This is a genomic window from Sphaerotilus microaerophilus, from assembly GCF_023734135.1.
Classification (GTDB): domain Bacteria; phylum Pseudomonadota; class Gammaproteobacteria; order Burkholderiales; family Burkholderiaceae_C; genus Sphaerotilus; species Sphaerotilus microaerophilus.
Genome location: NZ_AP025730.1, coordinates 4,212,987 through 4,239,762 on the forward strand (window position 1 = coordinate 4,212,987; position 26,776 = coordinate 4,239,762).

At 73.0% G+C, this 26,776-nt stretch carries 25 protein-coding genes; 14 read left to right on the plus strand and 11 right to left on the minus strand.

Going from position 1 to position 26,776, the window contains the following annotated elements; all coding sequences use genetic code 11:
* Positions 1–64: 64 nt before the first annotated feature.
* Positions 65–541, minus strand: coding sequence for a dihydroneopterin aldolase (locus NGK70_RS17975; RefSeq protein ID WP_251969860.1), 477 nt, complete (start codon positions 539–541; stop codon positions 65–67).
* 24 nt (positions 542–565) lie between these two features.
* Here NGK70_RS17975 and NGK70_RS17980 point away from each other — a divergent pair, with 24 nt between their 5' ends.
* The 4 genes from NGK70_RS17980 to NGK70_RS17995 are packed head-to-tail and all read left to right on the plus strand — an operon-like array spanning position 566 to position 4,068.
* Positions 566–1,165, plus strand: coding sequence for a flavoprotein (locus tag NGK70_RS17980; protein ID WP_251973820.1), 600 nt, complete (start codon positions 566–568; stop codon positions 1,163–1,165).
* Positions 1,144–2,694, plus strand: a complete 1,551-nt coding sequence (locus NGK70_RS17985) for a DUF6513 domain-containing protein (protein ID WP_251969861.1) — start codon at positions 1,144–1,146, stop codon at positions 2,692–2,694. The genes NGK70_RS17980 and NGK70_RS17985 overlap by 22 nt, the downstream gene beginning before the upstream one ends.
* Positions 2,678–3,325 carry a DUF447 domain-containing protein gene (locus tag NGK70_RS17990; RefSeq protein ID WP_251969862.1) on the plus strand — a complete coding sequence of 216 codons (648 nt, stop codon included), beginning with the start codon at positions 2,678–2,680 and terminating at the stop codon, positions 3,323–3,325. Before NGK70_RS17985 ends, NGK70_RS17990 begins: the two co-directional genes overlap by 17 nt.
* Positions 3,322–4,068, plus strand: a complete 747-nt coding sequence (locus tag NGK70_RS17995) for a (5-formylfuran-3-yl)methyl phosphate synthase (protein WP_251969863.1) — start codon at positions 3,322–3,324, stop codon at positions 4,066–4,068. Before NGK70_RS17990 ends, NGK70_RS17995 begins: the two co-directional genes overlap by 4 nt.
* A 28-nt stretch (positions 4,069–4,096) precedes the next feature.
* Here NGK70_RS17995 and NGK70_RS18000 read toward each other — a convergent pair whose 3' ends face one another.
* From NGK70_RS18000 to NGK70_RS18010, 3 genes are read right to left on the minus strand one after another with little or no spacing between them, the layout of a single operon-like run.
* A complete protein-coding gene (locus tag NGK70_RS18000) occupies positions 4,097–4,723 on the minus strand; it encodes an amino acid kinase family protein (protein ID WP_251969864.1) in 627 nt (208 codons plus the stop codon).
* Entirely contained in the window at positions 4,723–5,844 is a 1,122-nt protein-coding gene (locus NGK70_RS18005) for a hydantoinase/oxoprolinase family protein (RefSeq protein ID WP_251969865.1), read from the minus strand. The genes NGK70_RS18000 and NGK70_RS18005 overlap by 1 nt, the downstream gene beginning before the upstream one ends.
* Positions 5,831–6,862: an ATP-grasp domain-containing protein gene (locus NGK70_RS18010; RefSeq protein ID WP_251969866.1), complete on the minus strand. Its 1,032-nt coding sequence runs from the start codon at positions 6,860–6,862 to the stop codon at positions 5,831–5,833. The genes NGK70_RS18005 and NGK70_RS18010 overlap by 14 nt, the downstream gene beginning before the upstream one ends.
* Before the next feature lie 11 nt (positions 6,863–6,873).
* Between NGK70_RS18010 and NGK70_RS18015 the strand changes: the two genes are divergently transcribed.
* From NGK70_RS18015 to NGK70_RS18060, 10 genes are all read left to right on the plus strand, one after another.
* Positions 6,874–7,629 (plus strand): HisA/HisF-related TIM barrel protein, encoded by a 756-nt coding sequence (locus tag NGK70_RS18015; RefSeq protein WP_310742544.1) that lies wholly within the window; start codon positions 6,874–6,876, stop codon positions 7,627–7,629.
* A gap of 209 nt (positions 7,630–7,838) precedes the next feature.
* Positions 7,839–9,110: a molybdopterin-binding domain-containing protein gene (locus tag NGK70_RS18020; RefSeq protein ID WP_251969867.1), complete on the plus strand. Its 1,272-nt coding sequence runs from the start codon at positions 7,839–7,841 to the stop codon at positions 9,108–9,110.
* Positions 9,107–10,816, plus strand: a complete 1,710-nt coding sequence (locus NGK70_RS18025; protein ID WP_251969868.1) for a formylmethanofuran dehydrogenase subunit A — start codon at positions 9,107–9,109, stop codon at positions 10,814–10,816. Before NGK70_RS18020 ends, NGK70_RS18025 begins: the two co-directional genes overlap by 4 nt.
* Entirely contained in the window at positions 10,813–11,748 is a 936-nt protein-coding gene (gene fhcD / locus NGK70_RS18030) for a formylmethanofuran--tetrahydromethanopterin N-formyltransferase (RefSeq protein WP_251969869.1), read from the plus strand. The genes NGK70_RS18025 and fhcD overlap by 4 nt, the downstream gene beginning before the upstream one ends.
* On the plus strand, positions 11,745–12,596 hold the full coding sequence (locus tag NGK70_RS18035; protein WP_251969870.1) for a formylmethanofuran dehydrogenase subunit C: 852 nt from the start codon (positions 11,745–11,747) through the stop codon (positions 12,594–12,596). The genes fhcD and NGK70_RS18035 overlap by 4 nt, the downstream gene beginning before the upstream one ends.
* A gap of 45 nt (positions 12,597–12,641) precedes the next feature.
* A complete protein-coding gene (fae, locus tag NGK70_RS18040) occupies positions 12,642–13,190 on the plus strand; it encodes a formaldehyde-activating enzyme (protein WP_251969871.1) in 549 nt (182 codons plus the stop codon).
* A 60-nt stretch (positions 13,191–13,250) separates the two neighbouring features.
* Positions 13,251–15,197 (plus strand): chorismate-binding protein, encoded by a 1,947-nt coding sequence (locus NGK70_RS18045; protein WP_251969872.1) that lies wholly within the window; start codon positions 13,251–13,253, stop codon positions 15,195–15,197.
* Positions 15,198–15,217: 20 nt separating this feature from the next.
* Positions 15,218–15,877: an HAD family hydrolase gene (locus tag NGK70_RS18050; RefSeq protein WP_251969873.1), complete on the plus strand. Its 660-nt coding sequence runs from the start codon at positions 15,218–15,220 to the stop codon at positions 15,875–15,877.
* Positions 15,878–15,987: 110 nt separating this feature from the next.
* Complete coding sequence (locus NGK70_RS18055; protein WP_251969874.1) at positions 15,988–19,116, plus strand: ATP-binding protein; 3,129 nt, start codon at positions 15,988–15,990, stop codon at positions 19,114–19,116.
* Complete coding sequence (locus NGK70_RS18060; protein WP_251969875.1) at positions 19,113–20,933, plus strand: putative bifunctional diguanylate cyclase/phosphodiesterase; 1,821 nt, start codon at positions 19,113–19,115, stop codon at positions 20,931–20,933. The genes NGK70_RS18055 and NGK70_RS18060 overlap by 4 nt, the downstream gene beginning before the upstream one ends.
* Positions 20,934–20,993: 60 nt before the next feature.
* Here NGK70_RS18060 and NGK70_RS18065 read toward each other — a convergent pair whose 3' ends face one another.
* The 7 genes from NGK70_RS18065 to NGK70_RS18095 form a co-directional block, all read right to left on the minus strand.
* Positions 20,994–22,262: an ABC transporter substrate-binding protein gene (locus tag NGK70_RS18065; protein ID WP_251969876.1), complete on the minus strand. Its 1,269-nt coding sequence runs from the start codon at positions 22,260–22,262 to the stop codon at positions 20,994–20,996.
* A 154-nt stretch (positions 22,263–22,416) separates the two neighbouring features.
* Positions 22,417–22,728: a hypothetical protein gene (locus NGK70_RS18070; protein WP_251969877.1), complete on the minus strand. Its 312-nt coding sequence runs from the start codon at positions 22,726–22,728 to the stop codon at positions 22,417–22,419.
* Positions 22,729–22,765: 37 nt separating this feature from the next.
* The gene (locus NGK70_RS18075; RefSeq protein WP_251969878.1) at positions 22,766–23,608 is read right to left on the minus strand and encodes a TFIIB-type zinc ribbon-containing protein; all 843 of its coding nucleotides are present in this window, start codon (positions 23,606–23,608) and stop codon (positions 22,766–22,768) included.
* Positions 23,609–23,737: 129 nt separating this feature from the next.
* On the minus strand, positions 23,738–24,001 hold the full coding sequence (locus NGK70_RS18080; RefSeq protein ID WP_251969879.1) for a hypothetical protein: 264 nt from the start codon (positions 23,999–24,001) through the stop codon (positions 23,738–23,740).
* A gap of 154 nt (positions 24,002–24,155) precedes the next feature.
* A complete protein-coding gene (locus NGK70_RS18085) occupies positions 24,156–24,773 on the minus strand; it encodes a thioredoxin family protein (RefSeq protein ID WP_251969880.1) in 618 nt (205 codons plus the stop codon).
* Positions 24,770–25,675, minus strand: coding sequence for a quinoprotein dehydrogenase-associated SoxYZ-like carrier (locus NGK70_RS18090; RefSeq protein WP_251969881.1), 906 nt, complete (start codon positions 25,673–25,675; stop codon positions 24,770–24,772). Before NGK70_RS18090 ends, NGK70_RS18085 begins: the two co-directional genes overlap by 4 nt.
* Complete coding sequence (locus NGK70_RS18095) at positions 25,672–26,682, minus strand: MBL fold metallo-hydrolase (protein WP_251969882.1); 1,011 nt, start codon at positions 26,680–26,682, stop codon at positions 25,672–25,674. The genes NGK70_RS18090 and NGK70_RS18095 overlap by 4 nt, the downstream gene beginning before the upstream one ends.
* Between the last annotated feature and the right edge of the window lie 94 nt (positions 26,683–26,776).

Sequence of the window (26,776 nt, forward strand, 5' to 3'; positions counted from 1 at the left end):
GCCTGATTCCGGCGCCTGGTCACGTCAGCGTACCGGCACGCGTCGACGTGTGCCGGCGGCCGCGTCAGTGCGCGTCGTCTGGCTGGGGCTCTCGCTGGGGCACCAGGCCCGAGGCGAGCAGGTTGAACACCTGGGCGCTGCGGGCGCTGTGCTGGCGGGCATCGCGCAGGTCGCTGCGGCGGCGCTCGATCATCACGCCGACGGCCTGCACGTTGTCGAACTTGCGCGGCTTGACGATGCGCACGCGCACCCAGGCAGCGCGGAAGTCGATCAGCAGCAGCCGGGCGATGCGCTCGGCCAGCGCCTCCAGCAGCTGCACGCCGTGGTCGAGCATCAGGGCGTCCAGCCGCTCACGCACGACGCTGTAGTCGATGGTGTCGCCGATCTGGTCCGAGTCGCAGGCCAGCGCACGCGGCAGGCCGGCGGTGAGGTCGATCACGAGGGTCTGCGGCAGGTGCAGCTCGCTGGGGTGGATGCCGATCACGGTCTCACCGTGGTAGCCCTCGATGAAGATCAGGTCCAGCGGCGCGGTGTCCCTCACCGGGGCCGTGGCGTCGGCGGTGGCATCGGTCCACGGCACGGCGGCCGGCGGGGTGGGCAGTTCAAGGCGCGTTCGCGCTTCGCCTGGTGCCTGACCGGCTCGGGCCACGGCCTGCATGAAGCGCTGGCACTGGCCGAGCGGCTGCCGCAGGTGGACCTCTTCCTCTCGGCCGCGGCCGAGGAGGTGCTGGGCATCTACGAGATCCCGCTGGAGCGGCTCAAAACGCGCTTTCGCGTGCTGCGCGACAAGACCGCCAGCGCCGTGCCGGTCGGGCAGCTCTACACCGAGGTCTATCACACCGTGGTGGTCGCGCCGGCCACCAGCAACACGGTGGCCAAGTGCGCCTACGGCTTCTCGGACACGCTGCCCACCAACATGTTCGCCCAGGCCGGCAAGCTGGGCATCCCCGGCATCGTCTACGCCTGCGACACCGAGCCGGTGGTGGTCACGCGCGCACCGCACGACTGGGTGACGTTGCGCCCGCGCCGCATCGAGCTGGACAACGTCGAGCGCCTGCGCGGCATCGACCACGCCCGCGTGGTGGCCTCGCTCGCCGAGCTGGAAACCGCGCTGGACCAGCGCCTGCACGAACTCGCCCTGTCGTGGATCACCTCGTCTTCCTGACCGGCCGGCTGGCCGAGCCGGCGCTGCGCCGGGTGCTCGAGGGCCTGGATGCAGGCCTCGGTGCAGGTCTCGATGCAGGCCCGGACACGCTGCCCTTCACCTGGGAAGTGCGCGAGATCGGCGTGCAGGTGGCCGCGCTGATGACGGCCGAGCTGATCCGCCGCCGCGTGAGCGCGCCGGTCCAGGCCGCCGCGCCGGTCACGCGCCTCATCGTGCCCGGGCGCTGCCAGGGCGACCTGGCGGCGCTGTCGGCCCACTACGGCATCCCAGTGGAGCGCGGGCCCGAGGAGCTCAAGGACCTGCCGGCCTACTTCCGCCGCGCCGCGCAGCCGGTGGACCTGAGCACCTACCGCACGCAGATCTTTGCCGAGATCGTCGATGCGCCGCGGCTCACGGTGGCGCAGATCCTGGCGCGTGCGGCCGAACTCACCGCCGACGGCGCCGACGTGATCGACCTGGGCAGCCTGCCGGACACGCCCTTCCCGCACTTGGCGGACAGCGTGCAGGCCCTCAAGGCGGCGGGCCACCGCGTCAGCGTCGACAGCCTGGTGGCCGAGGAGCTGCTGGCGGGCGCGCGCGCCGGTGCCGACTACCTGCTCAGCCTGCCGCCCGGGCTGCTGTGGATCGCCGACGAGCTGCCCGACGGCTGCACGCCGGTGCTGATCGGCCGCGAGCCGGGCGACGAGGCCGGGCTGCACGCCAGCATCCGTGAGCTGCAGCGGCGCGGCCAGCCCTTCCTGGCCGACCCCATCCTGGACCCGCTGCCCTTCGGCCTGGCGCGCTCGATCGTGCGCTACCAGCGCCTGCGCGACGCCTTCCCGGACGCACCGATCCTGATGGGGGTGGGCAACGTCACCGAGCTGACCGAGGCCGACACCAGCGGCGTCAACGCCCTGCTGCTGGGCTTGGCCGCCGAGCTGGACGTGGCCGCGATCCTCACCACCCAGGTCAGCGCCCACGCCCGCCGCGCGGTGCGCGAGGCCGACCTGGCCCGGCGGGTGATGCACGCCGCCGTGCAGCTGCAGACCCTGCCCAAGGGCCTGAGCGACGGCCTGATGACGGTGCACGCCAAGCGGCCCTGGCCCGACTCGCCCGAGGAGATTGCCGCCACCGCCGCGCAGGTGCGCGACCCCAACTTCCGCATCCAGGTGGCCGCCGACGGCCTGCACGTCTACAACCGCGACGGCCTGCGCCACGCCACCGACCCCTTCACGCTCTGGCCGCAGCTGGGCCTGGGCGACGACGCCGGCCACGCCTTCTACATGGGCGTGGAGCTGGCCCGCGCCGAGATCGCCTGGCAGCTGGGCAAGCGCTACGTGCAGGACCAGCCGCTGGGCTGGGGCGTGGCCACGTCAAGCCAGCCCGGCACCGCCGGCCGCTCCGACGCCGCTTGCGGCCCCCTGTCCGCCCCGCCGCCGGCGCCAACCACGCGCGTGCCGCGCCGGGCGGGCGCCGCACGCACGGCCAGCCGCCTCCAACCCACCCCGCCCCCGGCCACGGGAGGGCCGACCGATGACCGCCCCGAATGACGTGATCTACGAAACCCTCGTCACCACCGAGTCCCCGGACGGGGTGCTGCACATCGCGCCGATGGGCGTGCGCTACCGCAGCGCCCAGCGCGGCAACCAGGCCGTCGACCAGGTGGTCGTGATGCCCTTCCGCCCCTCCACCACGCTGGACAACCTGCTCGCCACCCGCCGCGCGGTGCTGAACATCGTCACCGACACGCGCCTCTTCGCCGGCTGCGTCACCGGCCGGCGCGAGTGGCCCAGCGTCGCCCTGGCGGGCGGGCGCGGGCGCCGCCTGTCTGTGGCGCTGCGCCACCTCGCGCTGGAACTCAGCGACGTCCAGGAGGACCCGCTCCGCCCGGTGCTGACGCTGGACGTCTGCGAGGACCTCACCCACGCGCCCTTCCCTGGCCTCAACCGGGCCCAGGCTGCGGTGATCGAGGGCGCGGTGCTGGTCAGCCGCCTGCACCTGCTGCCGCTGGCACGCATCGAGCAGGAGATGGCGATCGGCCAGACCGCCATCGACCGGACCGCCTCGGCCGCCGAGCACGAGGCATGGGGCTGGCTGTGCGAGGCGGTGGCCTACCACCGCGCGCACCAGAACGAGCCCCAGAACGACCATCAGAGCGATCGCCAGCAGGTGGCTGCATGAGGGTCACGACGCCCCCAGCGACATCGCCCCCCACCCTGCGCGCCCTGGTCAGCGTGCGCAACCTCGACGAAGCGCTGCAGGCAGCCCGTGCGGGCGTGGGCTTCATCGACCTGAAGGAGCCCTCGGACGGCGCGCTCGGCGGCCTGCCGGTGGCGGCGATCGGCCCGATCGTGCTGGCGCTGCGCCACGCTGCGCCCGCCACCCCCGTGAGCGCCACCATCGGCGACTGGCCGGCCGACGCGCTGGCGCTGATCGAGCGGCAGGTGGCCCGCGTGGCGGCGACGGGCGTGGACTTCGTCAAGGTCGGCATCGAGCCCGGCCCCGGCGCCGTGGCACTGGCCGAGGCGCTGGGCCGCCAGCGCCGCGCCGGCCTGCCGCTGGTGCCGGTGCTGATCGCCGACCGGGCCATCGACGATGCGCTGCTGGAGCGGGTGCTGGCCCAGGGCTTTGCCGCCGTGATGCTCGACACCGCCGACAAGCGCGGCGGCTCGCTGCTGCAGCGCCACGGCGACGCCCGGCTGGCCGAGGTGATCGCCCGCGTGCGCCAGGCCGGCAGCCTCATCGGCCTGGCCGGCGCCCTGCAGCTCGGCGACCTGCCGCGGCTGCGCCAGCTGGCGCCGGACTTTACCGGCTTCCGCTCGGCCGTCTGCGCCGGGGACCGCCGGCTCGGGCTGGATGCCGCCCGGCTGGCCGGGTTGCTCGGCGCGCTGTCTCAGCCCGCCACGCAAGCGGTGGCCGCCTGACGCGGCACTGCCGCAGTGGCAGCCAGACTCAGCGCCCCGCGCCCGCCGCGGCCTGCGCCGGCAGCGCCGCACGCTCGCCCGTCAGCAGCAGGCTGCGCAGGACCTCGGTCTGGTCCACGCTGAGCAGGTCGATCGGCACGCCGGCCCGGCGGGCCAGGCGGGCGAAGGCGGCGTCCAGCACCTCGTCGGCCACCAGCTGCTCCAGCGAGCGCCGTGGGTCCACGGCGCAGGCCTTCACCATCACCAGCCGCTCGGCGTTCAGCCGCTGCGCCAGCGCCAGCGCCATGCTGTCGCCGGTGACGCTCCAGTTGGTGGTGGCGTCGGCCTGGTCACGCAGGCGCTCCAGCGGCATCCACAGCGCCACGCCACCGCGGCGCAGCACCGGGGCGATGTCCGCCTCGCGCGCCACCCGCTGCAGCTGCGGCGCCAGGCCGTGCAGCAGGTAGCCGTTCTGCACCATCGCCAACACCGCCATGTTGTGCGCTGCCAGATCGTCCACGGCCCAGCGGGCCTGCAGCGCACGCACCTCGTCGGCCAGTGTGCCGCCGCCACAGACCAGCGCGATGCGCCCGCCCCCCAGCTGCGTGAGCAGCGCCAGCCACTGCGGCAGCGCGGCGTCGCTGCACAGGCTCCCACCGAGCTTGACCACCCACATCAGACGCGCTCCTTCTGGTTCTTCTTCTGCGCCTGGGCGAACAGCGCGGCCACCGCCACGCTGGGTGCACACAGCCTTGCCCCTCGCAAGAGCGCATCGTAGCGATCACCTCGGCCGATGGACGCCACATCTTGACCATAGTCAAGTTTAACCCCTTCGGCGGCACCGAACCGCTCCGGCAGGCGTTGCAGCAGGTCGGGCAGCAGGAAGGCCCCCGCCCCCGCCGCCACCACGGCGGCGCCGCGCAGGCCCAGCCGGTGGGCGTCCAGCACCCGGGCCAGCTCGGTGGCGATCAGCGCCAGCTGGGCCTCACGCCAGGTGCGGGCAAAGGCGAGCCAGTCGGCGTCGCTGGCATCGCGCACGTCGCAGCCCACCATGCGCGCCAGCCGGGCACGGGTGGCTGCGGGCGTCTTGGCGGCCCCATCCGCAGCGGGGTGCAGGTCGTGGTCAGGATCGAGCTCGCCGGTGAGGCGATAGACGTCCGCGGCGGTGGCGAAGAACTCGTTCATCACGTTCAGCGCCTGGCCCTGCAAGGCGATGCGCTGCACCAGCGCGCACAGCGGCGTGCGCACCACGCCCTGGTAGACCAGCTCGCCGCTGGCCAGGCGGTCGCGGTCACTCAGGCTGTGGCCGAGCAGCTCGCCGCCGTCGAAGGCGATCAGGTCGGTGGTGGTGCTGCCGATGTCGACCAGCAGCCCGCGGCCGTGGCGCTGCGCTACATGCTGCGCGGTGGCGCGCCAGTTGGCCGAGGCGATCTCCGGCCAGGCCGCGCCCGCCTGCACCGGCGCCACCCACTGCCCCGGCCCGGCGTACAGACGCACGCGGCCCGGCCACTGTGCCTCCAGCAGGGCGGCGATGCGCTGCACGCCGTCGGCCCGATCGGCGAACAGGTCGGTCATCTCGCCGGTCATCGTCACCGCATGCTGGGCATCCTGCGTCTGGGGCCAGCGTGCGCGCGCCTGCGCCAGGCCGTCCTCCAGGTGCTGCAGACCCTGCCAGAGCGGGCAGACCCACTGAGCAACGTCCTGCACCTGCCCATCGACGAGCAGGCAGGCTTTCAGGTGGGCGCCACCAACGTCCCAGCCGATCACGGCATCTGCTGCGGGCTCAGGCGATCGCATCGGCCGCCTCCGCCGCTACCGCCACCGCTACCGGGTCGGTGGATCGCAGCGCCAGGATCTCGCCCGCCACATGGCGCCCCAGCGCCTGCGACAGCCCCACGTAGGCGCAGCTCACCCGCGCGTTGACCTCGATGGCCACCGGCCCGGCCTGCGGGTGCCAGACCAGGTCGATGCCGACGAAGCCGCGCAGCCCGGGCAGGGCCCGCCAGGTGGCATCGGCCAGGGACTGCAGGCGCGGCCAGCGCGGATCGCTGCCGTCGGTGCAGAGGCGCTCGACGCCCTCGAAGGCCACCCGGCCGGCCGCATCCACGCCGATGTGCTGCCGGTTCAGGCTCAGCAGCTCGGCGCCGCGCTCACGACAGAGCAGCGACAGGCTGAGCGCCTCGCCCTCCACCCAGGGCTGCAGCGTCACTGCCTCGCCGGCGGCGCGGCGGCGCTGCGCCAGCGCCTCGGCCGCAGCGTGGTCCGCCAGCACCTGCGTGGCCACCGCACCAGCGCCATCGTCGGGCTTGACCACCCAGCGCCGCGCCTGCGCCGCCCACATAGCGTCGAAAGGCGTGGCCACGCCCTGCCCCGCCAGCGCCTCCAGCGTGCGGGACTTGAGGGACGAGGTGGCCAACGCCAACGCGCTGCTGCCCAGCCAGGCGCGTGGCCCGGCCGCCTGTCGCACCGCCGCCTCGCAGGCCGCCAGCAGCCCACCGCTCTCCGGCGCCACCACCCAGGCGGCGTCAAAACCGCGGGCCTGCGCCGCCAGGAAGGCCAGCAGGTCCTCGCCGGGTGCCGCCTGCAGGGCCCGCACGCGGGGGTCCTGCGACGCGACGACAGGCACTGCGGGCAGCGGCGCCGCGGCGCAGACGGCCACGCCGACCGATCGAACCACCGTCGGCGGCAGCGCCAGCAGGTCGTGCATCATCGCGTCGCGCATCGCCACACCCAGCGGCATCAGCTCGGCCTCGGCCGGGTCGCCCTGCAGGCCGCCCGCGCTGAGGAACTCCAGCACCAGCACCGATGCGCTCATTGCGCCTCTCCTTGACCGCCCTGACCGCCATGTCCGCCCTCTTCCCTGCGGTTCCCGTGATCCCCGTGCTCGACCTGATGCGCGGCCAGGTCGTGCGCGCCGTGCGCGGCGAGCGCCAGCACTACCCGCCGATGCACTCGCAGCTGCGCGCCGGCAGCGACCCGGTCGAGCTGGCTCGCGCCCTGTGCCACCACACCGGCAGCGACCGGCTCTACATCGCCGACCTGGACGCCCTGCTCGGCGGTGAAGCGCAGACCGATGTGCTGCGCCGGCTGATTGCCGCACTGCCCGGCGTGCGCCTCTGGCTCGATGCCGGCTGGGCCGATGCCGCCGCCGCCCACGCGCTCTGGGCCGAGCTCGGTGCCGCGGGCGAGGCGATCGACCCCGTCTACGCCAGCGAGGCGCTGCGCGACGCCGCCGCGCTGGCGGGCTGCTTCACCGCCGACGATGCGCTGGGCACCCGCGCGCTGCTCTCGCTGGACCGGCGCGCCGGCCAGCCGCTGGACCGTGCCGGCTGCTGGCAGCGCCCCGACCTCTGGCCACAGCGCGTCATCGTGATGACGCTGGAGCGCGTGGGCAGCGACGCCGGGCCGGACCTGCAGACCCTGCCGGCGCTGCACGGCCTGGCGCCACAGCGCCAGTTCATCGGCTCGGGCGGCATCCGCCACCCGGACGACCTGCGTGCCGCCGCCGGCACCGGCGCCACCGGCTGGCTGGTGGCCAGCGCGCTGCACGACGGCCGGCTGCCCGCACAGGCGCGGCCCTGAAGGAAGATCTGGGCGAAGACTCATGGTCGGCTCGTTACAGGTTTCGTGCCACGCCGGCGAGGACCGATCGGCCGGCCTGGCGCGACAGTCTGTGCCGCTGCGCGAGCGCCCGGGCCCCTGGGGCTGAACAGCCTGTCTCCCTGAAGGGCCCCGCTTACCCGGTCTGACCCGCCCGTGCCATGGCATGGCGTTTGCCTCCGCCAGGGGCCATGACCGATGACCGCACCGCGCCGGGCGCTGCCGACGCGCCCTGGACCTGCCCCTTCTGCCCCCTGCTCTGCGATGACCGCAGCGCAGCGGCCCCCGGCTGCCCGAAGGCCGAGGCCGGGTTGGCCGCTTCGACGGTCGCGGCTGGGCCAGCCGAGACCAGTGCCCGCCTGCACGGCCAGCCCGTGCCGCGCGAGCAGGCCCTGCGCGTGGCGGCCGAGTGGCTGCACGCCGCCCGTCAGCCGCTGCTGGCGGGCTGGGGGGCGGACGTGGCGGCGGCCCGGGCGCTCTACCCGCTGGCCAGCCGCGTCGGCGCGATCTCGGACGTCTGTGGCGGCGAGCCGCTGGCCCAGGCCCTGCGCGCCCAGCAGGACCGCGGCGGCTACACCGCCACGCTGGCGGAGGTGCGCCGCCACGCCGACCTGATCGTCTGCGTGGGCAGCTGGCCGGCCGAGCGCGCGCCGCGGCTGTTCGAGCGCCTGCTGGCCGGCCGCGACACGCCGCCCGCGATCGTCGTGCTCGGCGACGGGGTCGATCCGCCGCGCTCGATCACGGTCGACGGGCGGAGCACCGACATCGAATGGCTGGCCCCCGGCCTGGACGGGCCGGCCACCGCCGCGCTGCTGCACCTGGCGCTGACCCGGCCGCAGCGCTGCGCCGACGCGCAGCTGCGCGCGCTGGCCGAGCGCCTGCGCAGCGCCCGCTACGCCGTGCTGGTCTGGGAGCCAGGCCAGCTCGGCGCTCAGGCCGGGCTGGTGATCGAGCGGCTGCAGGGCCTGATCGGCCGGCTGAACCTCAGCGGCCGGGCCGCCGGCTTCCCGCTCGGTGGGGCGGGCGGCGCGGCCACAGCCCAGGCGGTGCACACCTGGCTATCGGGCCTGCCGTTGCGCACACGGGTGGGCCCGCGCGGTCTGGAGCACGACACGCTGCGCCTGGCCAGCGAGCGCCTGCTGGCCGACCGCGCGGTGGACCTGCTGCTGTGGGTGGGCACTTTCCCGGACCAGCGCCCGCCCGATGGCGACCGCCCGCGCATCCTGCTCGGCCCACCCGCGCTGGCCCATGCGCTGGGGCACGAGTCGGCCACCGTCTTCCTGCCGGTCGGCACGCCGGGCGTCGACCACGCCGGCCACCTGGTGCGCTGCGACAGCGTGGTGATGCTGCCGCTGCAGGCGCTGCGGCACTCGACCTTGCCGTCGGTGGCCGAGACGGTGAACGCGCTGCGGACCGAGCTGCAACGGCTCGATGGGGTGGAAGTGACAGAGGTGGCGGCATGACCTGGACCCTGCTGCGCGGCGGCTGGCTGCACGACCCGACGAACGGCATCGACGGCGAGGTGCGCGACCTGGCGATCCAGGGCGGCCGCATCGTCCCCTTGCCGGCCGAGCCGCCCGCCGAGGTGATCGACGCCAGCGGCTGCATCGTCATGGCCGGCGGCATCGACCTGCACAGCCACATCGGCGGCGGCAAGGTGAACCTGGCCCGGATGCTGCTGCCCGAAGATCACCGCGACCGCATGACGGGTGGCGCCAACCCCTGCACGCCGGGAGACAACCCGCTGGAGCTGATCTCCTGCGGCCACGCCACGCCCGGCACGCTGGCCACCGGCTACCGCTACGTGCAGATGGGCTACACGGCGGCCTTTGAGCCCGCGATGCTGGCGGCCAACGCCCGGCAGGCGCACATGGAGATGGGCGACACCCCCATCCTCGACCACGGCGCCTACGTGCTGCTGGGCAACGACGAGTATTTCCTCCAGCGCCTGGCCGAGGGCGCGCCGCCCGAGGAGATCCGCGACCTGATCGGCTGGACGCTGCATGCCAGCAAGGCCATGGGCATCAAGGTGGTCAACCCGGCCGGCATCTCGGCCTTCAAGTACCACCAGCGCCGGCTGGACGTGGACGAGTCGCACGTGCACTGGGGCGTCACGCCCCGGCAGGTGGTGCAGGCCCTGGCGCGCGGGCTGACCGACCTGGGCGTGCCGCACCCGCTGCACATCCACGGCAGCAACCTGGGCGTGGCCGGCAACATCGCCAGCACCCTGGCCACCATCGACGCCCTCGAAGGCCTGCCCGCCCACCTGACGCACGTGCAGTTCCACGCCTACGGCCGGGAAGGACCGAAGAAGTTCTCCTCGGCCGCGCTGCAGCTGGTGGAGGCGGTGAACGCGCGGCCGCAGCTGTCCATCGACGTCGGCCAGATCCTGTTCGGCCAGACGGTCACCGCCTCGGGCGACACGATGCGCCAGCACGCCAACGCCGGGCTGGCCAGCCCGCGCAAGTGGATCGGCGCGGACATCGAGTGCGAGGCCGGCTGCGGCGTGGTGCCCTTTCGCTACCAGGAAAAGAGTTACGTCAACGCGCTGCAGTGGGCCATCGGGCTGGAAATCTTCCTGTCGGTGCGCAACCCCTGGCAGGTGGTGCTGACCACCGACCACCCCAACGGCGCGCCCTTCACCAGCTACCCGCACCTGATCCGCCTGCTGATGGACCGCCCCTTCCGCGAGGAACAGCTCGCCCGCCTGCACCCCGACGTCGCCGCCAACTCGGCGCTCAAGGACCTCAAGCGCGAACTCACGCTGCAGGAGATCGCGGTGATGACCCGCGCCGCCCCGGCGAAGCTGCTGGGCCTGAGCGACCGCGGCCACCTGGGCCCGGGCGCGGCGGCGGACATCGCCGTCTACCGAGATGATCCGATCGACCGCGAGCGCATGTTCACCACGCCGGAGTGGGTCTTCAAGGACGGCCGCGTGGTGGCCCGCGCCGGGCGCATCACCGCCACGCCGGTGGGCGGCACGCACTTCGTGACGCCGCGCTTCGACGACGCGCGCGACACGGGCTTCGCCGCGGCGCTGCGCGAGCGCATGGCGCGCAACGGCTCGCTGCACCCGCAGCACCTGGAGATCGGCCACGACGAGCTCTGCGCCTGCTGCCGTGGCGGCCGGTTGCTGCCGACCGAATGCTTCGAAGGAGCCTCGACATGAGTGACGAGGCATTGATCCTGAATGGGATCGCGGTGGACGACACCTTTGCCGAAGCCTTCCCGATGAAGGCCACGCGCATCGTCGTCACCGCCCACCGCATGGAGTGGGCACGGCATGCGGGCGTGACGGCCACCGGCTTCGCCACCTCGGTGATCGCCTGCGGCTGCGAGGCCGGCATCGAGCGCGAACTGGGCCCCGACGAGACGCCCGACGGCCGCCCCGGCGTGGCGCTGCTGATCTTCGCGATGAGCGGCAAGGAGCTGGCCAAGCAGCTGGAGCGCCGCGTCGGCCAGTGCGTGCTGACCTGTCCCACCACCGCCGTGTACGCGGGCCTTCACGAAGGCGAAGCCATCGGCCTGGGCAAGAACCTGCGCTTCTTCGGCGACGGCTGGCAGACCAGCAAGGTGATCGGCGGGCGGCGCTACTGGCGCGCGCCGGTGATGGACGGCGAATTCATCGCGCAGGAAACCACCGCGGTGGTCAAGGGCGTGGGCGGCGGCAACCTGCTGCTGCTGGCGCGCGACACCGACGCCGCTCTGGACGCCGCCGAGGCCGCCGTCGCCGCGATGCGCCGCGTGCCCGACGTGGTGATGCCCTTCCCCGGCGGCGTGGTGCGCTCCGGCTCCAAGGTGGGCAGCAAGTACCCGGCGCTGATGGCCTCCACCAACGACGCCTTCTGCCCCACGCTGGTCGGCCTGGCGTTGAAGAGCGAGCTCGACGAGCGCATCGGCTGCGTGATGGAGATCGTCATCGACGGATTGACCGAGGCCGCCGTGGGCGAGGCGATGCGCGTGGGCATGAACGCCGTCATCGCACGCGGCGCCGACAGTGGCTTGATCCGCATCTCCGCCGGCAACTACGGCGGCAAGCTGGGGCCCTTCCACTTCCCGCTGCGGCGGTTGCTGGGCAGCACCGAAGGAGCGTCGGCATGAACGGCCATCGCCTGACCCTGCGCCAGCGCCTGCCGCTGCGGCTGGACCTGCGCGGCGTGCTGCCCGGCGCGCTGGCCGCGCTGGACCTCGCGGCGATCGAGCGCCTGCCGGTGGCCCACGGCCGCGAGTGGCTGCCGCTGGCCGAATGCTTCCACATCGAGGCCTTCGAGGCAGAAGAACCTGCCCTGCACCTCATCGGCGACCTCTCCCGCGTCGATCACCTCGGCTGGGGCTTGGCCGGCGGGGAGATCCTCGTCGACGGCCCCGTGGGCGACCACCTCGGCAGCACGATGCGCGCCGGCACGGTCCGCGTGCGCGGCTCGGCCGGCGACCTGGCCGGCGTGGAGATGGCCGGCGGCGAGCTGCACATCGAGGGCGACGCCGGCCACTTCGTCGCCAGCACCTTGCCGGGCAGCATGGACGGCCTGCGCGGCGGGCTGATCTGCATCCACGGCCGGGCGGGCGACCGGCTGGGCGACCGCATGCGCCGCGGCACGCTGATCGTCGGCGGGGACGTGGGCGACTTCGCCGCCTCCCGCCTGGTGGCCGGCAGCGTGCTGCTGGGCGGGGGCGCCGGCGCTCACCCCGGCTACGGCCAGCGCCGCGGTAGCCTGGTCTGGCTGCAGCCGGACGCGGCGCCCGCGCCACCCACCACCTTTGTGCCCGGCCAGGGCGACACCGCCGTGTTCTGGCAGCTCTTTGCCCGCGACCTGGCGGGCCTCGGAGCCCGCCACTTCGCCGGACAGGCCATCGCCGACGCGCTCGCCGCCCTGCCCGCCCGCCGCCCGCAGCGCTGGCGTGGCGACCTGGCGGTGGACGGCCAGGGTGAGTGGCTGCTGCCGCGCTGAACCCCTTCCTTCTTCTTCCCGACGACCTGTTTTCCCGGAGACCCGATGACCAGCCACCACCGCGCCCTGCCCTACACCTTCCACGCTGGCGAAGCCACCGTGCTGGCCGCCGAGGGCCAGTTCACCGACGCGATGCCCGAGATCCTGATCGGCCGCGTCGACGGCCCGGTCGGCCAAGCCTTTGCCAACATGATGGCGCAGAGCAAGGGCCACACCGCGATGTTCGCGATCCGCGCCTGCAACCAGCTGGTGCGCCCGGCCACGATCACCGTGCCGAAGGTGACGCTCAAGGACATGGCCAACATCGACCTCTTCGGCGGCGTGGTGCAGAGCGCCACCGCCGACGCGGTGCTGGACTGCGTGATCGAGGGCATCATCCCGCGGGACATGGTGGATGAGCTGTGCGTCGTCAGCCTGGTCTGGATCGACCCGCGCTGCGCCAAGGACCCGAACCTCGACAAGAAGGACATGTACCGCACCAACTACGAGGCCACCAAGCTGGCGCTGAAGCGCGCGCTGGCCAACGAGCCGACGATCGACGAGCTGATCGCCAACCGTGAGACGATCCGGCACGACATGAACGACTGGTCCTGACAAGGGCGCATGAACCGGCACCGGTTCCTGCAACCCTTGTCAGGGCGATGATTTGACTGCATGACTAGCCTTCAGGAACCCTTCGCGCTGCTCGACGACGCCAGCGCCAGCGACGCCGCACCGACCAGCCGGCTCTACACCGGCTTCGTGCGCGAGCACCGCTGCAGCGACCCGGCCGACCTGGATGCCACCTGGGCGGCGGTGCAGGCCGATCTCCGTGCGCCGGAACCCCTGCACGCCGTGCTGCTGGCCGACTACGAATGGGGCGCGCGGCTGATCGGCGCTGCGCACCGCCCGCCGCCGGCCGACGAGCCGGCCGCGCTGCGGGTGCTGATGTTCCGTCGGCTGCAGCGGCTGTCGGCCGAGGCGGTGACCGCCTGGCTGGCCGGGCAGGACGACGGCGCCCCGGCCGGCACGCTGGGCCTGACGCCGAGCGTGGACGACGCGGCCTTCGATGCGGCCATCGCCGCCATCCACGCCGCCATCGCCGATGGCGAGACCTACCAGGTCAACTACACCTACCGCCTCGACGGCCACGTCTGGGGCGAGCCGCTGGCGCTGTACCGCCGGCTGCGCGAGCGCCAGCCGGTGCCCTACGGTGCGCTGATCGCCCTGCCCGCGCGCGCCGACGACGCGCGGCGCTGGGTGCTGAGCCGCTCGCCGGAGCTCTTCCTGCGCCACGAGGCCGGCGTCGTCACCGCCCGGCCGATGAAGGGCACCGCGCGGCGCGTGGCCGGAGACCCGCTGGGCGACAGCGAAACCGCCCGCGAGCTGGCCGGCGACATCAAGAACCGGGCCGAGAACCTGATGATCGTCGACCTGCTGCGCAATGACCTGGGCCGCATCGCGCAAATCGGCTCGGTCCAGGTACCCCAGCTCTTCGAGATCGAGCCCTACGCCACCGTCTTCCAGATGACCTCCACCGTGATGGCCCGGCTGCAGCCGGCGGTGGACCTGCCCGCGCTGCTGCGCGCCACCTTCCCCTGCGGCTCGATCACCGGCGCGCCCAAGCGGCACACGATGCACTGGATCGAGCGGCTGGAGTCCACCCCGCGCGGCCTGTACTGCGGCGCGATCGGATGGGCGGACGCAGCCGCGGACCTCAGCCAGCGCTGCGAGGACTTCTGCCTCAACGTCGCCATCCGCACCCTGACGCTGGGCGAGCCGAACCACGACCTGCACCCTGGCCTGCGCCCCCTGCGGCTGGGCGTGGGCGCCGGCATCGTGATGGACAGCGTGGCCGCCGACGAACGCGCCGAATGCCGGCTGAAGGCGCGCTTCCTCACCGCGCTGGACCCGGGCTTCGAGCTGTTCGAGACGATGCGCGGCGAGCCTCACTACGGCATCGCCCTGCTGGATGAACACCTGGCCCGGCTCGCGCGCAGTGCGCAGGAATTGGGCTTTGCCTTCGATGCGGAGGCCGCCCGCGCCCTCCTGGACGAAGCCACGCAGGCACTGACCGGCCCGACCCGGCTGCGCCTGGCGCTGGCGCACGACGGCCAGCTCAACCTGCGCCAGGCGCCGTTGGCCCCACTGCCCGCCGAGCGCGACGGCGCGTACGACGGTGGACACGGCGCGCCGGTGCGGCTGATCGTCTCGCCGCAGCGCCTGCCCGATGCCGCACCGCTGGCGGCCTTCAAGACCACGCTGCGCGCGCACTACGATGCGGGCGTCACGGCCGCGGAGGCGCAGGGCGCCTTCGACAGCCTGTTCTTCACGCGCGACGGCCGGCTGGTGGAGGGCGGGCGCAGCAGCGTCTTCCTGCGCCTGGACGGCCGCTGGTGGACCCCGCCGGTGAGCGACGGCGCCCTGCCTGGCGTGATGCGCGCCCAGCTGCTGGCCGACCCGCTCGTGGCGGCCGGCGAGCGCAGCCTGACCCTGGCCGACCTGCGGCGCGCCGAGGCGATCTGGGTCAGCAACGCCCTGCGCGGCGTGCTGCGCGCCGAACTGGCCCCGGGTCTACTTGCAGACCCGCTGGTGGCCGAGACCGCGATCCAGGCGAACTGAACCCGCAGCACGAGCCGCCCATGCAGCTGGCCCTGTTCGACCTGGACCACACGCTGATCCCCTTCGACAGCGGCATGGCCTGGACCGAGTGGCTGGCCGCCCGGGGCGTGCTACCGGCCGACGCCCCGCAGCGCCACCTGGACTGCTGCCGCGAGTACGTCGCCGGTCGGCAAGACATCTGCGGCCTGCACCGCGCCACCGTCGCACCGATCGCCCACCTCGACCCGGTGGAGCTGGAGCGGCTGGCGCAGGGCTTTGCCGCGGCGATGTTGCCTCGGCTGCCCGCCGCCTCGCATGCCCTGGTGGCCCGCCACCACCGCGCCGGGCATCGTTGCGTGCTGGTCACCGCGACCACCCGCTTCATCGGCGAAGTCTTCGCCAGCCTGTTCGGGCTGCATGACCTGATTGCCACCGAATCGGCGCGCGACGACGCCGGCCACCTCACCGGCGAGATCGTCGGCGACCCCTGCTGGGGCCCGCACAAGATTGCCCACGTGGAAGGCTGGCTGGCCCGGCAGGCCGCCCCGCGACTGGCCGACTGCGCCTTCAGCGCCTTCTACAGCGACGCCGCCAGCGACCTGCCGCTGCTGCAGGCCGTGCAGCAGCCGGTGGCGGTGCGGCCGGACGAGCGGCTGCGCGGCGAGGCGCTGGCACGCGGCTGGCAAATCCTCCACGCCTGACGGGACTCCACGCCCCCTCACCGGGGCCCCGTGCCCTCTCAGGTCAATTGCCTGCTGACCTACACTCGCCGACTGGGCGAAAGTGAAAAATCAACAACGGGGTGTGGTCCATGACGGACCCGTTCAAAGTCATGCAAGGGCCGAGCACGGTCCGCTGGGTTCTGCTCAATCTGCTGCTGGCGCTGGCCTACTATCTGGCGGCCCGGGCCGGCATGGCGACGTCCATCGGGCCGTCGAGCGTCACCGCGATCTGGCCGCCCTCCGGGCTGGCGCTGGGAGCCCTGCTGCTCTGGTCCTGGCGGGCGCTGCCTGGGCTCTTTGCCGGGGCGTTCCTGCTGAACTGGCTGGGTTTCCTGTGGCCCGCATTGGGCTCACACACGCCTGCCCTGCTGGGTGCGCTGCTGCTTTCGATCTCCTCGATGGCGCAGGCCGGTCTCGCAGCCGGGTTGCTGCATGGGCTGCCCGAGCGGTTGGAGGAGGCGCCAACGCAGCAGACACTGTGGTTCACGTTGTGCGTCGCCTTGAGCTGCCTGGTGGCGCCTACGCTGGGCAGCGCCTACCTGCAGTGGGCAGGCCTGCTGCCTGCGGAGGACCTGACCTACAGCTGGCTGGTGTGGTGGACGGGGGACTGTGCCGGCATGCTGGTGGTGACGCCGCTGCTGCTGGTGTGGCTGCACGGCGCCATCCGCCGCGACCCGATCGCCAGCCTGACGTTCCCGATCGTGAGCATCGGGCTCGGGCTCACGCTGATCACCACGGCCATCGTCGGCTACCTGGAGCGCGACTCGCGCATCAGCCAGTTCCGCGCCCAGAGCCGGGAGCTGGCGGCGGCGCTGCAGCACGAGCTGGACTTCACGCAGCGTGACCTGGAGGTGCTGGCCGCGCTGCACCAGCGCACGCAGGTCTCGCTGGAGGAGTTCCGCCGGCTCGCCAGTTCGATGCATGAGCGCAGCCCCTGGCAGCACAACCTGAGCTGGCTGCCGCGGCTCGATGGCGGCGGCGAACCACGCTTCGGGCGGCTGTGGACGGTGCCGCTGGAGGGGCTGGACACGGTCGGCCAGCGGCAGGAGGCGGACGATCCGCTGGTGCTGCCGGCGTTGGCTTCGGCCGCGCAGCACGGGCGCATCAGTGCCACCGGCCTGCTCACCGGGCTGGACGGGCAGTGGCTGACGCTGCGGCTGTACGGACCGGTGGTCGATGCAGCCACGGCCCAGCCGACACAGCCTGCCACGCCGCACGAGCCGGCTCGGGTGCGTGGCCTCGTGTCCGTGACACTGGATCTCGCCACCCTGCTTCGCAGTGGCGACATGGCCGCGCAGCACCGCTTGCTGAACCTGCAATGGACCGAGGAGCCGGCCGACAGCATCACGCAGAGCGCGTCGCCAACGACGATCGTGGGCATCCAGACCCAGGGCGGGCATGTCAGCGGCCTGACGGTGTCGGAGCGCTGGTCGGCACAGCGGGTCGAGGAGCGCCTGCTGCTCCGGGTGGCCGATCACAACTGGCGCCTGGTGACCCGCCCGCAGGGCATGGACCGGTGGATCACGCCCAGCATGTTGCAGGTGGGCGTGTTCGGCAGCGGCCTGGCCTTCACGGCCCTGCTGGCCGGTATCTCGGTGCTGCGCCGCCGCCGCGACCTGGACCAGGCCGGCGAGCACGAGCGCCTGACCCGCGAGGTGGCCGAACGCACCCAGGCGCTGTCGGACAGCAATGCGCGCCTGAACGCGGAACTGCGTGAGCGCGGGCTGCTCGACGCCGCGCTGCGCGAGGCACGCGAACGGGCCGAGGCGGCCAACCAGGCCAAATCGATGTTCCTGGCCAACATGAGCCACGAGATCCGCACGCCACTGAACGCGGTCATCGGCTATGCGCAGCTGCTGCGCGAGGACACCCGGCTGCCCGAGCAGGCGCGCGAGCGCATCCTGGCCATCGATGGTGCCGGGCGCCGCCTGCTGCAGCTGATCAACGACGTGCTGGACCTGTCCAAGATCGAGGCGGGCAATCTCAGTCTGAACCCCGAGGCCTTCGAGCTCGGGCGTGAGCTGCAGGACCTGGCGCGCCTGATGCGCCAGCGCGCCGAGTCCAAGGGGCTGCAGCTGGACCTGCTGCTGGAACTGCCCCAGCCCTGCTGGGTACAGGCCGACCGCCAGAAGCTCGGCCAGGTGCTGCTGAACCTGCTGGGCAATGCCATCAAGTTCACGCCGCAAGGCCGGGTGCGGCTGCGCGCCGGCCTCGGCAAGGCGGGTTGGGTGGCCGAGATCGAGGACAGCGGGCCCGGCCTGACGCGCGAGGAGCAGGCCGAGCTCTTCGAGCCCTTCCGCCAGGGCGCCTCCGGGCGGGCCCAGGGTGGCACCGGCCTGGGGCTGGCGCTGTCGCGCCGCCTGGCCGACGCCATGGGGGGCACGCTGACGCTGGACAGCACGCCCGGCCAGGGCACCCGGGTGCGCCTGACGCTGCCGCTGGTGCACATCGAGGCGCCCGCGGATGCCGCGTCCCCCCAGGCACCGCGCCTGCGCCTGCTGCCGCGCGAGGGCACGCCCGCCTGCCGCCTGCTGGTGGTGGAGGACGACCCCGCCAGCCGCGACATCCTCGTGCAGACCCTCACGGCGCTGGGGGCCCAGGTGCTGCAGGCCGGCCAGGGCGAGGAGGCGCTGGCACAGATGGAACGGCTGGCGCAGGCAGAGCAACAGCCGGTCGACCTGGTGTTCACCGACATCCGCATGCCGGTGCTCGACGGGCTGGGCCTGCTGCGCCAGATCCGCCAGCGCTGGGGCCATGCGCTGCCGGTGGTGGCGGTGTCGGCCTCCAGCCTGGAGCACGAGCGGCGCTTCTACGTCGGCGAGGGCTTCCAGGACTTCGTCGGCAAGCCGTACGACCTGCAGGAGATCTACCGCCTGCTGCAGCACCACCTGCCCGGGCGCTGGGTGGAGGCCGAGGCCGCCCCCGCCGAGGCCGGGGCGGCAGTCCCCGGTGCTGCGGTACCCGCGTTCCGCTCGCCCGACCTGACCGCGACCCTGCAGCGACTCGCCGCCGCCGCCCGCGAGGGCGACGTGGCCGCGGTGCGCCAGGCGATGCAGGCCCTGCAAGCGCTGCAGGCCGCCCAGCCCCCGGCGACGGCCGGCCTGGACAGTGACACCGCACAGCGCCTGGCGCAGGCGGTGCGGCACTACGATTTCGACACCCTGGCAGCGCTGGTCGACCAGTGCCTTGCCGCCCCCGTCCCTGGAGCCGTGCCATGACCTTGCCGCCCGACCTGCTCATCGTCGACGACACGCCGCAGAACATCGACGTGCTCAGCGAGTGCCTGGCCGGGCTGCAGGCGCGCATCCGCGCGGCCACCACGGGCGAGAAGGCGCTGGAGCTGGCGCACCGCCAGCCGCCCGACCTGATCCTGCTCGACGTGATGATGCCGGGCATCGACGGCTTCGAGACCTGCCGCCGCCTGAAGGCGGATCCCGCCACCGCCGAGGTACCGGTGATCTTCGTCACCGCCCGGCACGACGACGTCGCCGAGGGCTTCCGCGCCGGCGGCGTGGACTACCTCACCAAGCCGATCCAACCCGACGAGGTGCGCGTGCGGGTCCACCACCAGCTGGAGCGCCGCGCCCTGCTGCGCGAGCTGCAGGCGCTCAACCGCCAGCTGGAGGACAAGGTGCGCGAGCGCACCGCCGAGCTCACGCTCGCCAACCACCAGCTTCGCCAGGAGGTCAACGAGCGCCGCTACATGCAGGACCGCCTGAACTACCTGGCCACGCACGACTTCGTGACCCGGCTCTACAACCGCAATGCGCTGGACGCCCACGTCAGCGAGCTGCTCGCGCGCGTGCAGCGCGAGCGGGTGCAGGCGGTGTTCCTGCTCATCGACGTCGACCAGTTCCGCCTCGTCAACGAGAGCTGCGGCTGCATCGCCGGCGACGAGCTGCTGCGCAGCCTGGCCGACTGCCTGGCCGGCGCGCTCGGGCCGCGCGATTTCTTCGCCCGCCTGGGCGGCGACAAGTTCGGCATCGTCAGCGAGGAGCAGCTGGCCGAGCAGAGCCTGGCGCTGGCTCGCCGCCTGCACGCCCACCTGGCGCCGTTCCGCTTCGAATGGGAGCAGCGCAGCTTCAGCCTCAGCGCCACCATCGGCGTGGTGCCGCTGGACGAGGACATCGTCTCCTTCGAGCAGCTCATGCTGCGCGCCGACGAGACCGTCTACCTCGCCAAGCAGGAGGGCCACGGCTGCAGCCGCCTGTGGCGCACCCATGGCCTGGGCGTGGAGGACCACCGCGAGTCGATCAACTGGCCGCTGGTGTTGCTGGACGCCCTCAAGCAGCAGCATTTCCAGGTCCATGTGCAACGGCTGCAACGGTTGCAGCCGCCGGCCCCCGGCCAGCCGGGCCAGGGCCTGCGGCTGGAAACCCTGCTGCGACTGTGGGACCCGCAGCGCCAGCAGATGGTGCTGCCCGGCGCCTTCATCCCGCCGGCCGAGCGCTTCCACGTCGTGCAGGAGCTGGACCGCTGGATGCTGCGCGAGGTGCTGCGCTTTCTCGGCCACCACCGTGACCTGCATGGCCTCATCGAGCAGATCAACCTCAACCTCTCGGCCGTCACCCTGCGTGAGCCCGGCCTGGCCGAGGAAGTGCTGGCCCTGCTCGACACCCACGCGGTGCCGCCCCGCATCCTGTGCTTCGAGCTCACCGAGACCGAGGCCATCGTCAACGTCGCGGTGGCGCGTGGGTTCATGCGCACCCTCAGCGATCGGGGCTGCCGCTTCGTGCTGGATGACTTCGGCAGCGGCTTCGCCTCCTTCGCCTACCTGCGCGAGCTGCCCTTCGACGCCATCAAGATCGACGGCCAGTTCGTGCGCGACATGGACCGCGACTCCACCCACGCCACCCTGGTGCGCTCGATGGTCGACATGGCCCACCAGCTCGGCAAGCCGGTGGTGGCCGAGTGGGTCGAGAACCAGGACGTGGCCGACCTGCTGGCCGCCCAGGGCGTCGAGTGGGCCCAGGGCTTCCACTTCCACCGGCCCGAGCCGGTCACCGCCGAGCGCATCCGCCAGTGGCACGGCTGACCTGACGCACCTGACGTGCGCGCGAGTGCCGGTGCGGGTGGGTTCCCGGTGCGCCCAGGGCTACCAGCGCCGCCCGCGCAACTGCAGCAGCCGCTGCTCCAGCGCCTTGGTCGCCTGCTCGGGCGGGGTCGTGCCGGCCAGCACCTCATGCCCGGCCTGCCAGACGGCGCTGCTGACGGCGTCGTACTTCGGGCCGGTCACCGTGGCGGGCCGCGGCGTGGCCGTCTGCAACACCGGGTAGAGGCTGCCGAAGAAGGGCACCGCAGCCAGCACCTGCGGGTCCCGGTACAGGGCTGGCTGCGTGGGCAGGTAGGCACCGCGGATCGCGCGCTCCTTCTGCACCTCGTGGCTGGTCAGGTGCATCACCAGCGCCGCCGCCTCGCGCGGGTGGCGCGAGTAGCGGCTCACCGCCAGTTGCCAACCGCCCAGCGCCGCGGCGCCGTGGGTTGCGCCCTCGCCACGCGGCAGCACCTGCACCCCCACCTTGCCCGCCACCGCGCTGCCCGGGGCCTGCAGCAGTGCCCAGGCGTAGGGCCAGTTGCGCATGAACAGCGCGTTGCCGTTCTGGAACAGCCGCCGGCTGTCCTCCTCGGCATGGTTCAGCACCCCGGCCGGGCTGATGCGCCCCACCCAGGATGCCGCCATGCGCAGCGCCTGCTGGGCCCGCGGGTTGTGGACCGACACCCGCCCATCGTCCTCGACGATGCGCCCGCCGCCGTGGCTGGCCACCCACTCCAGCAGGTTGCAGGTCAGGCCCTCATAGGCCCGCCCCTGGAACAGCCAGCCCTGCATGCCCGGCCGCCCGGCGCGCCGCTCCGCGTCCTGGATCCTCGCCGCCGTGGCCGCCAGCGCCTCCCAGGTGGCCGGCGGCTGCTCGTCGTACTTCTCAAGCAGGTCGCGCCGGTAGTAGAGCAGCCCGGCGTCGGCATACCAGGGCATCGCGAGCAGGCGGTTGCCATCCCGGTCGATCGCCAGCTGCGAGGCAAAGTGCGCCTGCTCCGCCCCACCGCTGTAGGGCCGCAGGTCCTGCAGGTGCGCCTTCACCAGCCCGGGCCAGACCACATCGATGGTGATCACATCCAGGTCCGGGCTGCGCGCCGAGAGGATCTGTCGCAGCAGCGCCAGCAGGTCGGTGGACGACTGCGGCGTGGTGAAGAAGCGCACCGTGTGGCCCGTGCGCGCCGCCCAGGCTTGCGCCGCCGCCTTGCAGAACTCGAAGTCCCGCCCCACCGTGCCGCAGGACAGCGTCAGCGTCACCGCCTGCGCCGCCCCGGCGGCCAGTCCCAGCAGCCCGGCCACCATGCCCTGCGCCACCCTGCGTCTCATCATGTGCGCCCCGCTTTCTGTTGATGGCGGGATTTTGCATTTTCGGCAACCCCTGCGGCCGCCCCGCACCGCAACAGCCACCACCGGTGCGGCGGTGGTCACGGTGTCATCGTTGGATTGGCAGCACGGCTCGAAGTTCTCCGGGTGCGGAGCCGCTTCACTTGCGGTTCGCTGCCGGCACCACGCCGGCCAGGCTTTCACTGCCGGCGGCGTCCTCGATCGCCATGTGCATCTGGGCCACCGCCTCGGGCTCGCCCTTGATCGCAAAGGTATCGTGCTCGCAGTGTGGGCAGTGCGCGGCGAACGCCGCCTCGATGCCCCTCATGCCCGAGATGTCGATGGGCTGCAGCTCGGTGAGCTCGGCCTGGCAGTGGTTGCACTTGACGTACTTCGGTCGCAGCGACAACTGCCGCTCGATGGCGGCCTGTTTGCGTTGCTCGGGGGTACCGCGGAGTCTGGCTTGGCCCATGCGCCGATTGTCCCTCACCCGCCGGCCCGCCCGAGCGTCAGGCGGATGCCTCGATGACCGGAGCGTCCCAGTGCTGTTCGAAGGAACGCAGGCGGCCCATCTCGAACAGCAGCAGGCCCACCATGCCGAGGCTACCCAGCTGCGCCAGCATCACGCCCACGACGAAGGGGACGATGCCGATCCGGTCAGAGCGGGGCCCGTAGGCCGCCAGCAACGGGCCGGCCGCAAGGCTGACCAGCCAGAACAGCAGTCCGACGTAGAGCAGGAAGGCACCGACGCCGCGCAGCAGGCGCAGCCCGCGCCCGGCATGGGGCAGCGCCAGGGTGCCCGACCAGCGAAGCACGAGATACACCCGGTACAGGGCGAGCGCGACGAACAGCATCGGCACCGCCGCGTTCAGCCACCGGAACCAGTTCCCGCCGGTGGCCAGGCTGACCCAGCTGGACGAGGCGATGCCGATGGGCAGCACGACGCTGAGGACCGTGCCCGCGTAGGCGATGCGCAGGGGCCAGGAGGCGACGCGCCCGGGCGGCGCGGCGAAGACCGACCCGTGCCCACCCCGGGGTGACATCGAAGACGACGGCCATGCAGACGGTGGCAGCACCGAGGAGGGGGGCCCCGACAAATCCGCCTGATCGGGCGGATCGCCCGGATGGGGGGAATGCGGTGGGTGCGCAGCCGAGGGCACCGGAGGCGCTGCCGCCGATGCGCGGGGTCGCGCCAGCGCCCGGGCAGCCTCGGTGGACTGCTGCTCGCGCTTCTTGCGCAGCGCACCCAGCACCTTGGCGTAGATGGCCCCGCAGGCGGGGCAGGCCGTCTGCTCGGTCAGGGTCTCGAATTGAGCCACAGCCCCGCACTTCAGGCAGGTGACCTCTTTCATGCTGCACTCCCACGCTGGGAACCTGGGGGCAATTTACTCCGAACCAGCGGCTCGGGAAGCAGTGGCAGCAGGGATCGGCGGGGATCAGCGGGGATGGTGCGGCTGCGGCGCCACGCTGGCCGGGTCAGCTCACTCGGCGTCGGCGGGCAGCAGGCGCGTCACGACGTTGCCCGGCAGCGGCGTGGGCAACGCGCCGTCGGCCTTGCCGGCGAACTTCCAGCCCTGGGGCAGCTTGACGAAGACGAAGTTCGTCGGCGGGTCGATGAAGACGGTGTAGTCGGCGACGGCCGGAGCGGCGGCCGGCGTGGCGGCCACCACGGGAGCGGCGTAGGCCAGGAAGGCGGCAAAGAGCGGGGCCGACAGCAGGGCGGCAAAGGTGTAGGTGCGGTGCATGGGATCCTCCGATGGGTGGCGCATCGGTGGCTGCGGTGGCGGCCACCAAGCGCAACGGCGACCAGATGTGGTCGCCGTGACGGGACGGAGTATCTCATGACCAAGGGAAAACCCTAGACCAGCATCTCACGTTTTTTCCATTTCCAGCCTGACCTCACTGCTCCAGCCGCAGGATCTCCAGCTGCTCGGGCACGGTCTGGAAGGTGCCGGCACCCGCCGGCATCTGCATCAGGGGCAGGCCGGTCTTGGCATCGAGCAGCCACACGCTGGGGTAGACCAGCAGGCGGGCGCGCTGGTCGCCGATGGCGCGCTGGAACTCGGCATAGGGGCCGTGGGCACCCTCGGTGCGCAGCACCAGCTGGCGCTCCAGCACGCTGAGCTGGCTGCGCAGGTCGACCAGCAGGTACTGGGCGCGAAAGTGCGGCAGCAGCTCGGCCGCGTGCGCGGCCAGGAAGGCCTCGTAGCGGCGGCAGTAGGGGCAGTCGCCGGCGCCGAGGTAGACGTACAGGTGCCGGCCCTCGCGGCGCGCGCGCTGCTGGGCGCCGCGCAGGTCGAACTCCCAGGGCGCCGGTTGGCCGTTGGGGCCGGGCGTACCGATGCGTGGCTCCACCACCACGGCCTCGTAGGCGGCGGGCAGGCCGGCAGCGGCCCGGGTGCCCCAGAGCGCAAACGGCCCGGCCGCGGCGAGCTGCAGCCAGCGTCGGCGGTGGATGCGCCGACGGGTGATGCGCGGCAGGGGGTGCCGCGCGATGGGTGACCCGTCGGTGCTCACGACGCTGCCGCCCCGGGCTGCCCCGTCAAATCGAGTGCCCCACGGAAGCGCCCTTCCTTGCTGTCCTCCACCTCGGCGGTGAGCCGGCCCTCGGCACGCCCGTCCGCCGAGCGGCGCGGCAGGAAGTGGAAGCGCCAGCTGGGGTTCTCGCTGAGCGAGAAGTCGCCCTCGGCGTCGAACAGGCGCTCGCCGTCGTAGCGCACCCGGATCGAGCGCACGAAGTGCGGCGGGATGAACATCACCGTGACCTGGTTCAACTCGAACCCGGTGTCATTGGGGTGCACCACGCTGACCTCGGCCGGGGTGGGCTGGCCGGCAGGGCGCAGGCCCTCGGGCAGCCGCAAGCGCGTCTGGCCGATCAGGTGCTGCGTCTCGCGGTTGGGCGGGGCGCTGCAGCCGCCGGAGACCTTCACGTAACGTGAGGCGAGGTGCAGGCTGCCGTCGCTGAGCTCGCTGATCACGCGCATGTGGCCATACTCGTCCACGCGCAGGCGGGTCTCGAAGTCCGCCTGGCCGAGCGCGGGTGTCAGGTCGAGCGTGGCGGCCAACGGCGAGGGGTTCTTGTCCACCAGCAGGGTCAGGCGGCGCACGAAGCGATCGGGCGCCTGCGGCAGCCGCGAGACGATCTTCACCGGCACCGAAGCGCCATAGGCCGCCCGCAGCGGCACGATGAGCTGAACCTGGCTGGCCGCACCGGTGGCGAGCGGCCGCCCGCCGAACAGCCGCTCACGCAGGCGCTCCCATTCGGGCGAGCTGCCGTCGTGGTCGATCTGGCTGGGCAGGCCGCCCGGCGCTGCAGCGGCCCGGGGCGCCCAGGGCGAACAGGCCAGCAGGGCAGCAGCGGCCAACAGGCGGCGGCGGTCCGGGTGCACGGTGTCGGCACCCGCGAGGGGCGGGGTCATGGGCCCTCCTTGTCCGGGCGGCGCAGCATGTCGCGCTCATGGCGCAGGAACACGATCGAGGCATTGCGCCGGTGGATGGTGTCGTATTGGTCCCAGCCGGCAAAGGCGGGCAGCTCGGTGGCGTCGGCCACCTCGCTGAGCGGCGTGCCGGCCGCCAGCAGCGCGGCGGTGCGGGCCTCCAGCGCGTCGAGGTAGGCCGCGATGCGGCCGATCAGCGCCGCGGGTGCAAGCGGCCCGTGGCCGGGCACGATGCGCTGGAGCGGCAGCCCGCGCAGGGCGGCCAGCGCCGCGCGCCAGCCGGCGAAGTCGGCGTCCTGCACGTCGGGGATGGTGTCGGCATCGAGCAGGCCACCGGCGAAGAGCGTGCCGCTGGGCCCGTCGAGCAGGGCCACGTCGCCCGGGCCGCTGGAGTGGGCCTGGGGGCCGAAGGTCAGCAGCTGCAGCGGCCGGCCAATGGCCTCGGCCAGCACCAGGCTGCCGGCCTCGATGGGTTCGTCGGGCTGCACCACCCGGCTGCCCTGCATCTCATCGGCACCGAGCACGCGCTGCAGCGTCTTCAGGCAGCCCTCGCAGCGCGCACGCATCAGCGACGCCGCGGCGGGGTGCATCGCCACCGGCACACCGGCTTCCTGGAAGGCCGCGGCACCGAAGACGAACTCCTGCCGCACGTGGGTGAGCAGCAGGCGCCGCACGGGCTGCGAGGACACGCGCCGCGCCGCCGCCAGCAGGGCCTGGCCGTGGCGCCAGGACACGCCGCTGTCGATGACCAGCGCGCCGCGCTCGCCGACGATGACGCCAGCGTTGCCGATGCGCCCGCGGTTGGCCGGGTCGACCTCGCCCGGGCGGCCGCGCGCCATCCAGACGCCCGGGGCAACGGGCTGCAGATCGACCTCATCGGGCACCGGTGCTGATGACGATGACGATGACGATGACGATGGCGCCGCCGACGCCGCGGCCCCGCCCACCAGCGCCACGCTGCCGCAGCCGCCCAGGACGCCCGCGGCCATACATGCACCCACGCCCGCACCCGCCGCGGCGAGCCAACGGCGGCGGCCCGGCTGCAGGACGCGGCCCGCTGGGAAGCAATCCGCTGCGGCAGTC

Bases quoted from the DNA above. Each gene is read 5' to 3' on its own strand.
- NGK70_RS17990 (WP_251969862.1), top strand. From the start codon at position 2,678: ATGACCGCCCCGAATGACGTGATCTACGAAACCCTCGTCACCACCGAG.
- NGK70_RS17995 (WP_251969863.1), top strand. From the start codon at position 3,322: ATGAGGGTCACGACGCCCCCAGCGACATCGCCCCCCACCCTGCGCGCC.
- NGK70_RS18000 (WP_251969864.1), bottom strand. From the start codon at position 4,723: ATGTGGGTGGTCAAGCTCGGTGGGAGCCTGTGCAGCGACGCCGCGCTG.
- NGK70_RS18005 (WP_251969865.1), bottom strand. From the start codon at position 5,844: ATGCGATCGCCTGAGCCCGCAGCAGATGCCGTGATCGGCTGGGACGTT.
- NGK70_RS18010 (WP_251969866.1), bottom strand. From the start codon at position 6,862: ATGAGCGCATCGGTGCTGGTGCTGGAGTTCCTCAGCGCGGGCGGCCTG.
- NGK70_RS18020 (WP_251969867.1), top strand. From the start codon at position 7,839: ATGACCGATGACCGCACCGCGCCGGGCGCTGCCGACGCGCCCTGGACC.
- NGK70_RS18025 (WP_251969868.1), top strand. From the start codon at position 9,107: ATGACCTGGACCCTGCTGCGCGGCGGCTGGCTGCACGACCCGACGAAC.
- fhcD (WP_251969869.1), top strand. From the start codon at position 10,813: ATGAGTGACGAGGCATTGATCCTGAATGGGATCGCGGTGGACGACACC.
- NGK70_RS18035 (WP_251969870.1), top strand. From the start codon at position 11,745: ATGAACGGCCATCGCCTGACCCTGCGCCAGCGCCTGCCGCTGCGGCTG.
- fae (WP_251969871.1), top strand. From the start codon at position 12,642: ATGACCAGCCACCACCGCGCCCTGCCCTACACCTTCCACGCTGGCGAA.
- NGK70_RS18045 (WP_251969872.1), top strand. From the start codon at position 13,251: ATGACTAGCCTTCAGGAACCCTTCGCGCTGCTCGACGACGCCAGCGCC.
- NGK70_RS18050 (WP_251969873.1), top strand. From the start codon at position 15,218: ATGCAGCTGGCCCTGTTCGACCTGGACCACACGCTGATCCCCTTCGAC.
- NGK70_RS18055 (WP_251969874.1), top strand. From the start codon at position 15,988: ATGACGGACCCGTTCAAAGTCATGCAAGGGCCGAGCACGGTCCGCTGG.
- NGK70_RS18060 (WP_251969875.1), top strand. From the start codon at position 19,113: ATGACCTTGCCGCCCGACCTGCTCATCGTCGACGACACGCCGCAGAAC.
- NGK70_RS18065 (WP_251969876.1), bottom strand. From the start codon at position 22,262: ATGATGAGACGCAGGGTGGCGCAGGGCATGGTGGCCGGGCTGCTGGGA.
- NGK70_RS18070 (WP_251969877.1), bottom strand. From the start codon at position 22,728: ATGGGCCAAGCCAGACTCCGCGGTACCCCCGAGCAACGCAAACAGGCC.
- NGK70_RS18075 (WP_251969878.1), bottom strand. From the start codon at position 23,608: ATGAAAGAGGTCACCTGCCTGAAGTGCGGGGCTGTGGCTCAATTCGAG.
- NGK70_RS18080 (WP_251969879.1), bottom strand. From the start codon at position 24,001: ATGCACCGCACCTACACCTTTGCCGCCCTGCTGTCGGCCCCGCTCTTT.
- NGK70_RS18090 (WP_251969881.1), bottom strand. From the start codon at position 25,675: ATGACCCCGCCCCTCGCGGGTGCCGACACCGTGCACCCGGACCGCCGC.
- NGK70_RS18095 (WP_251969882.1), bottom strand. From the start codon at position 26,682: ATGGCCGCGGGCGTCCTGGGCGGCTGCGGCAGCGTGGCGCTGGTGGGC.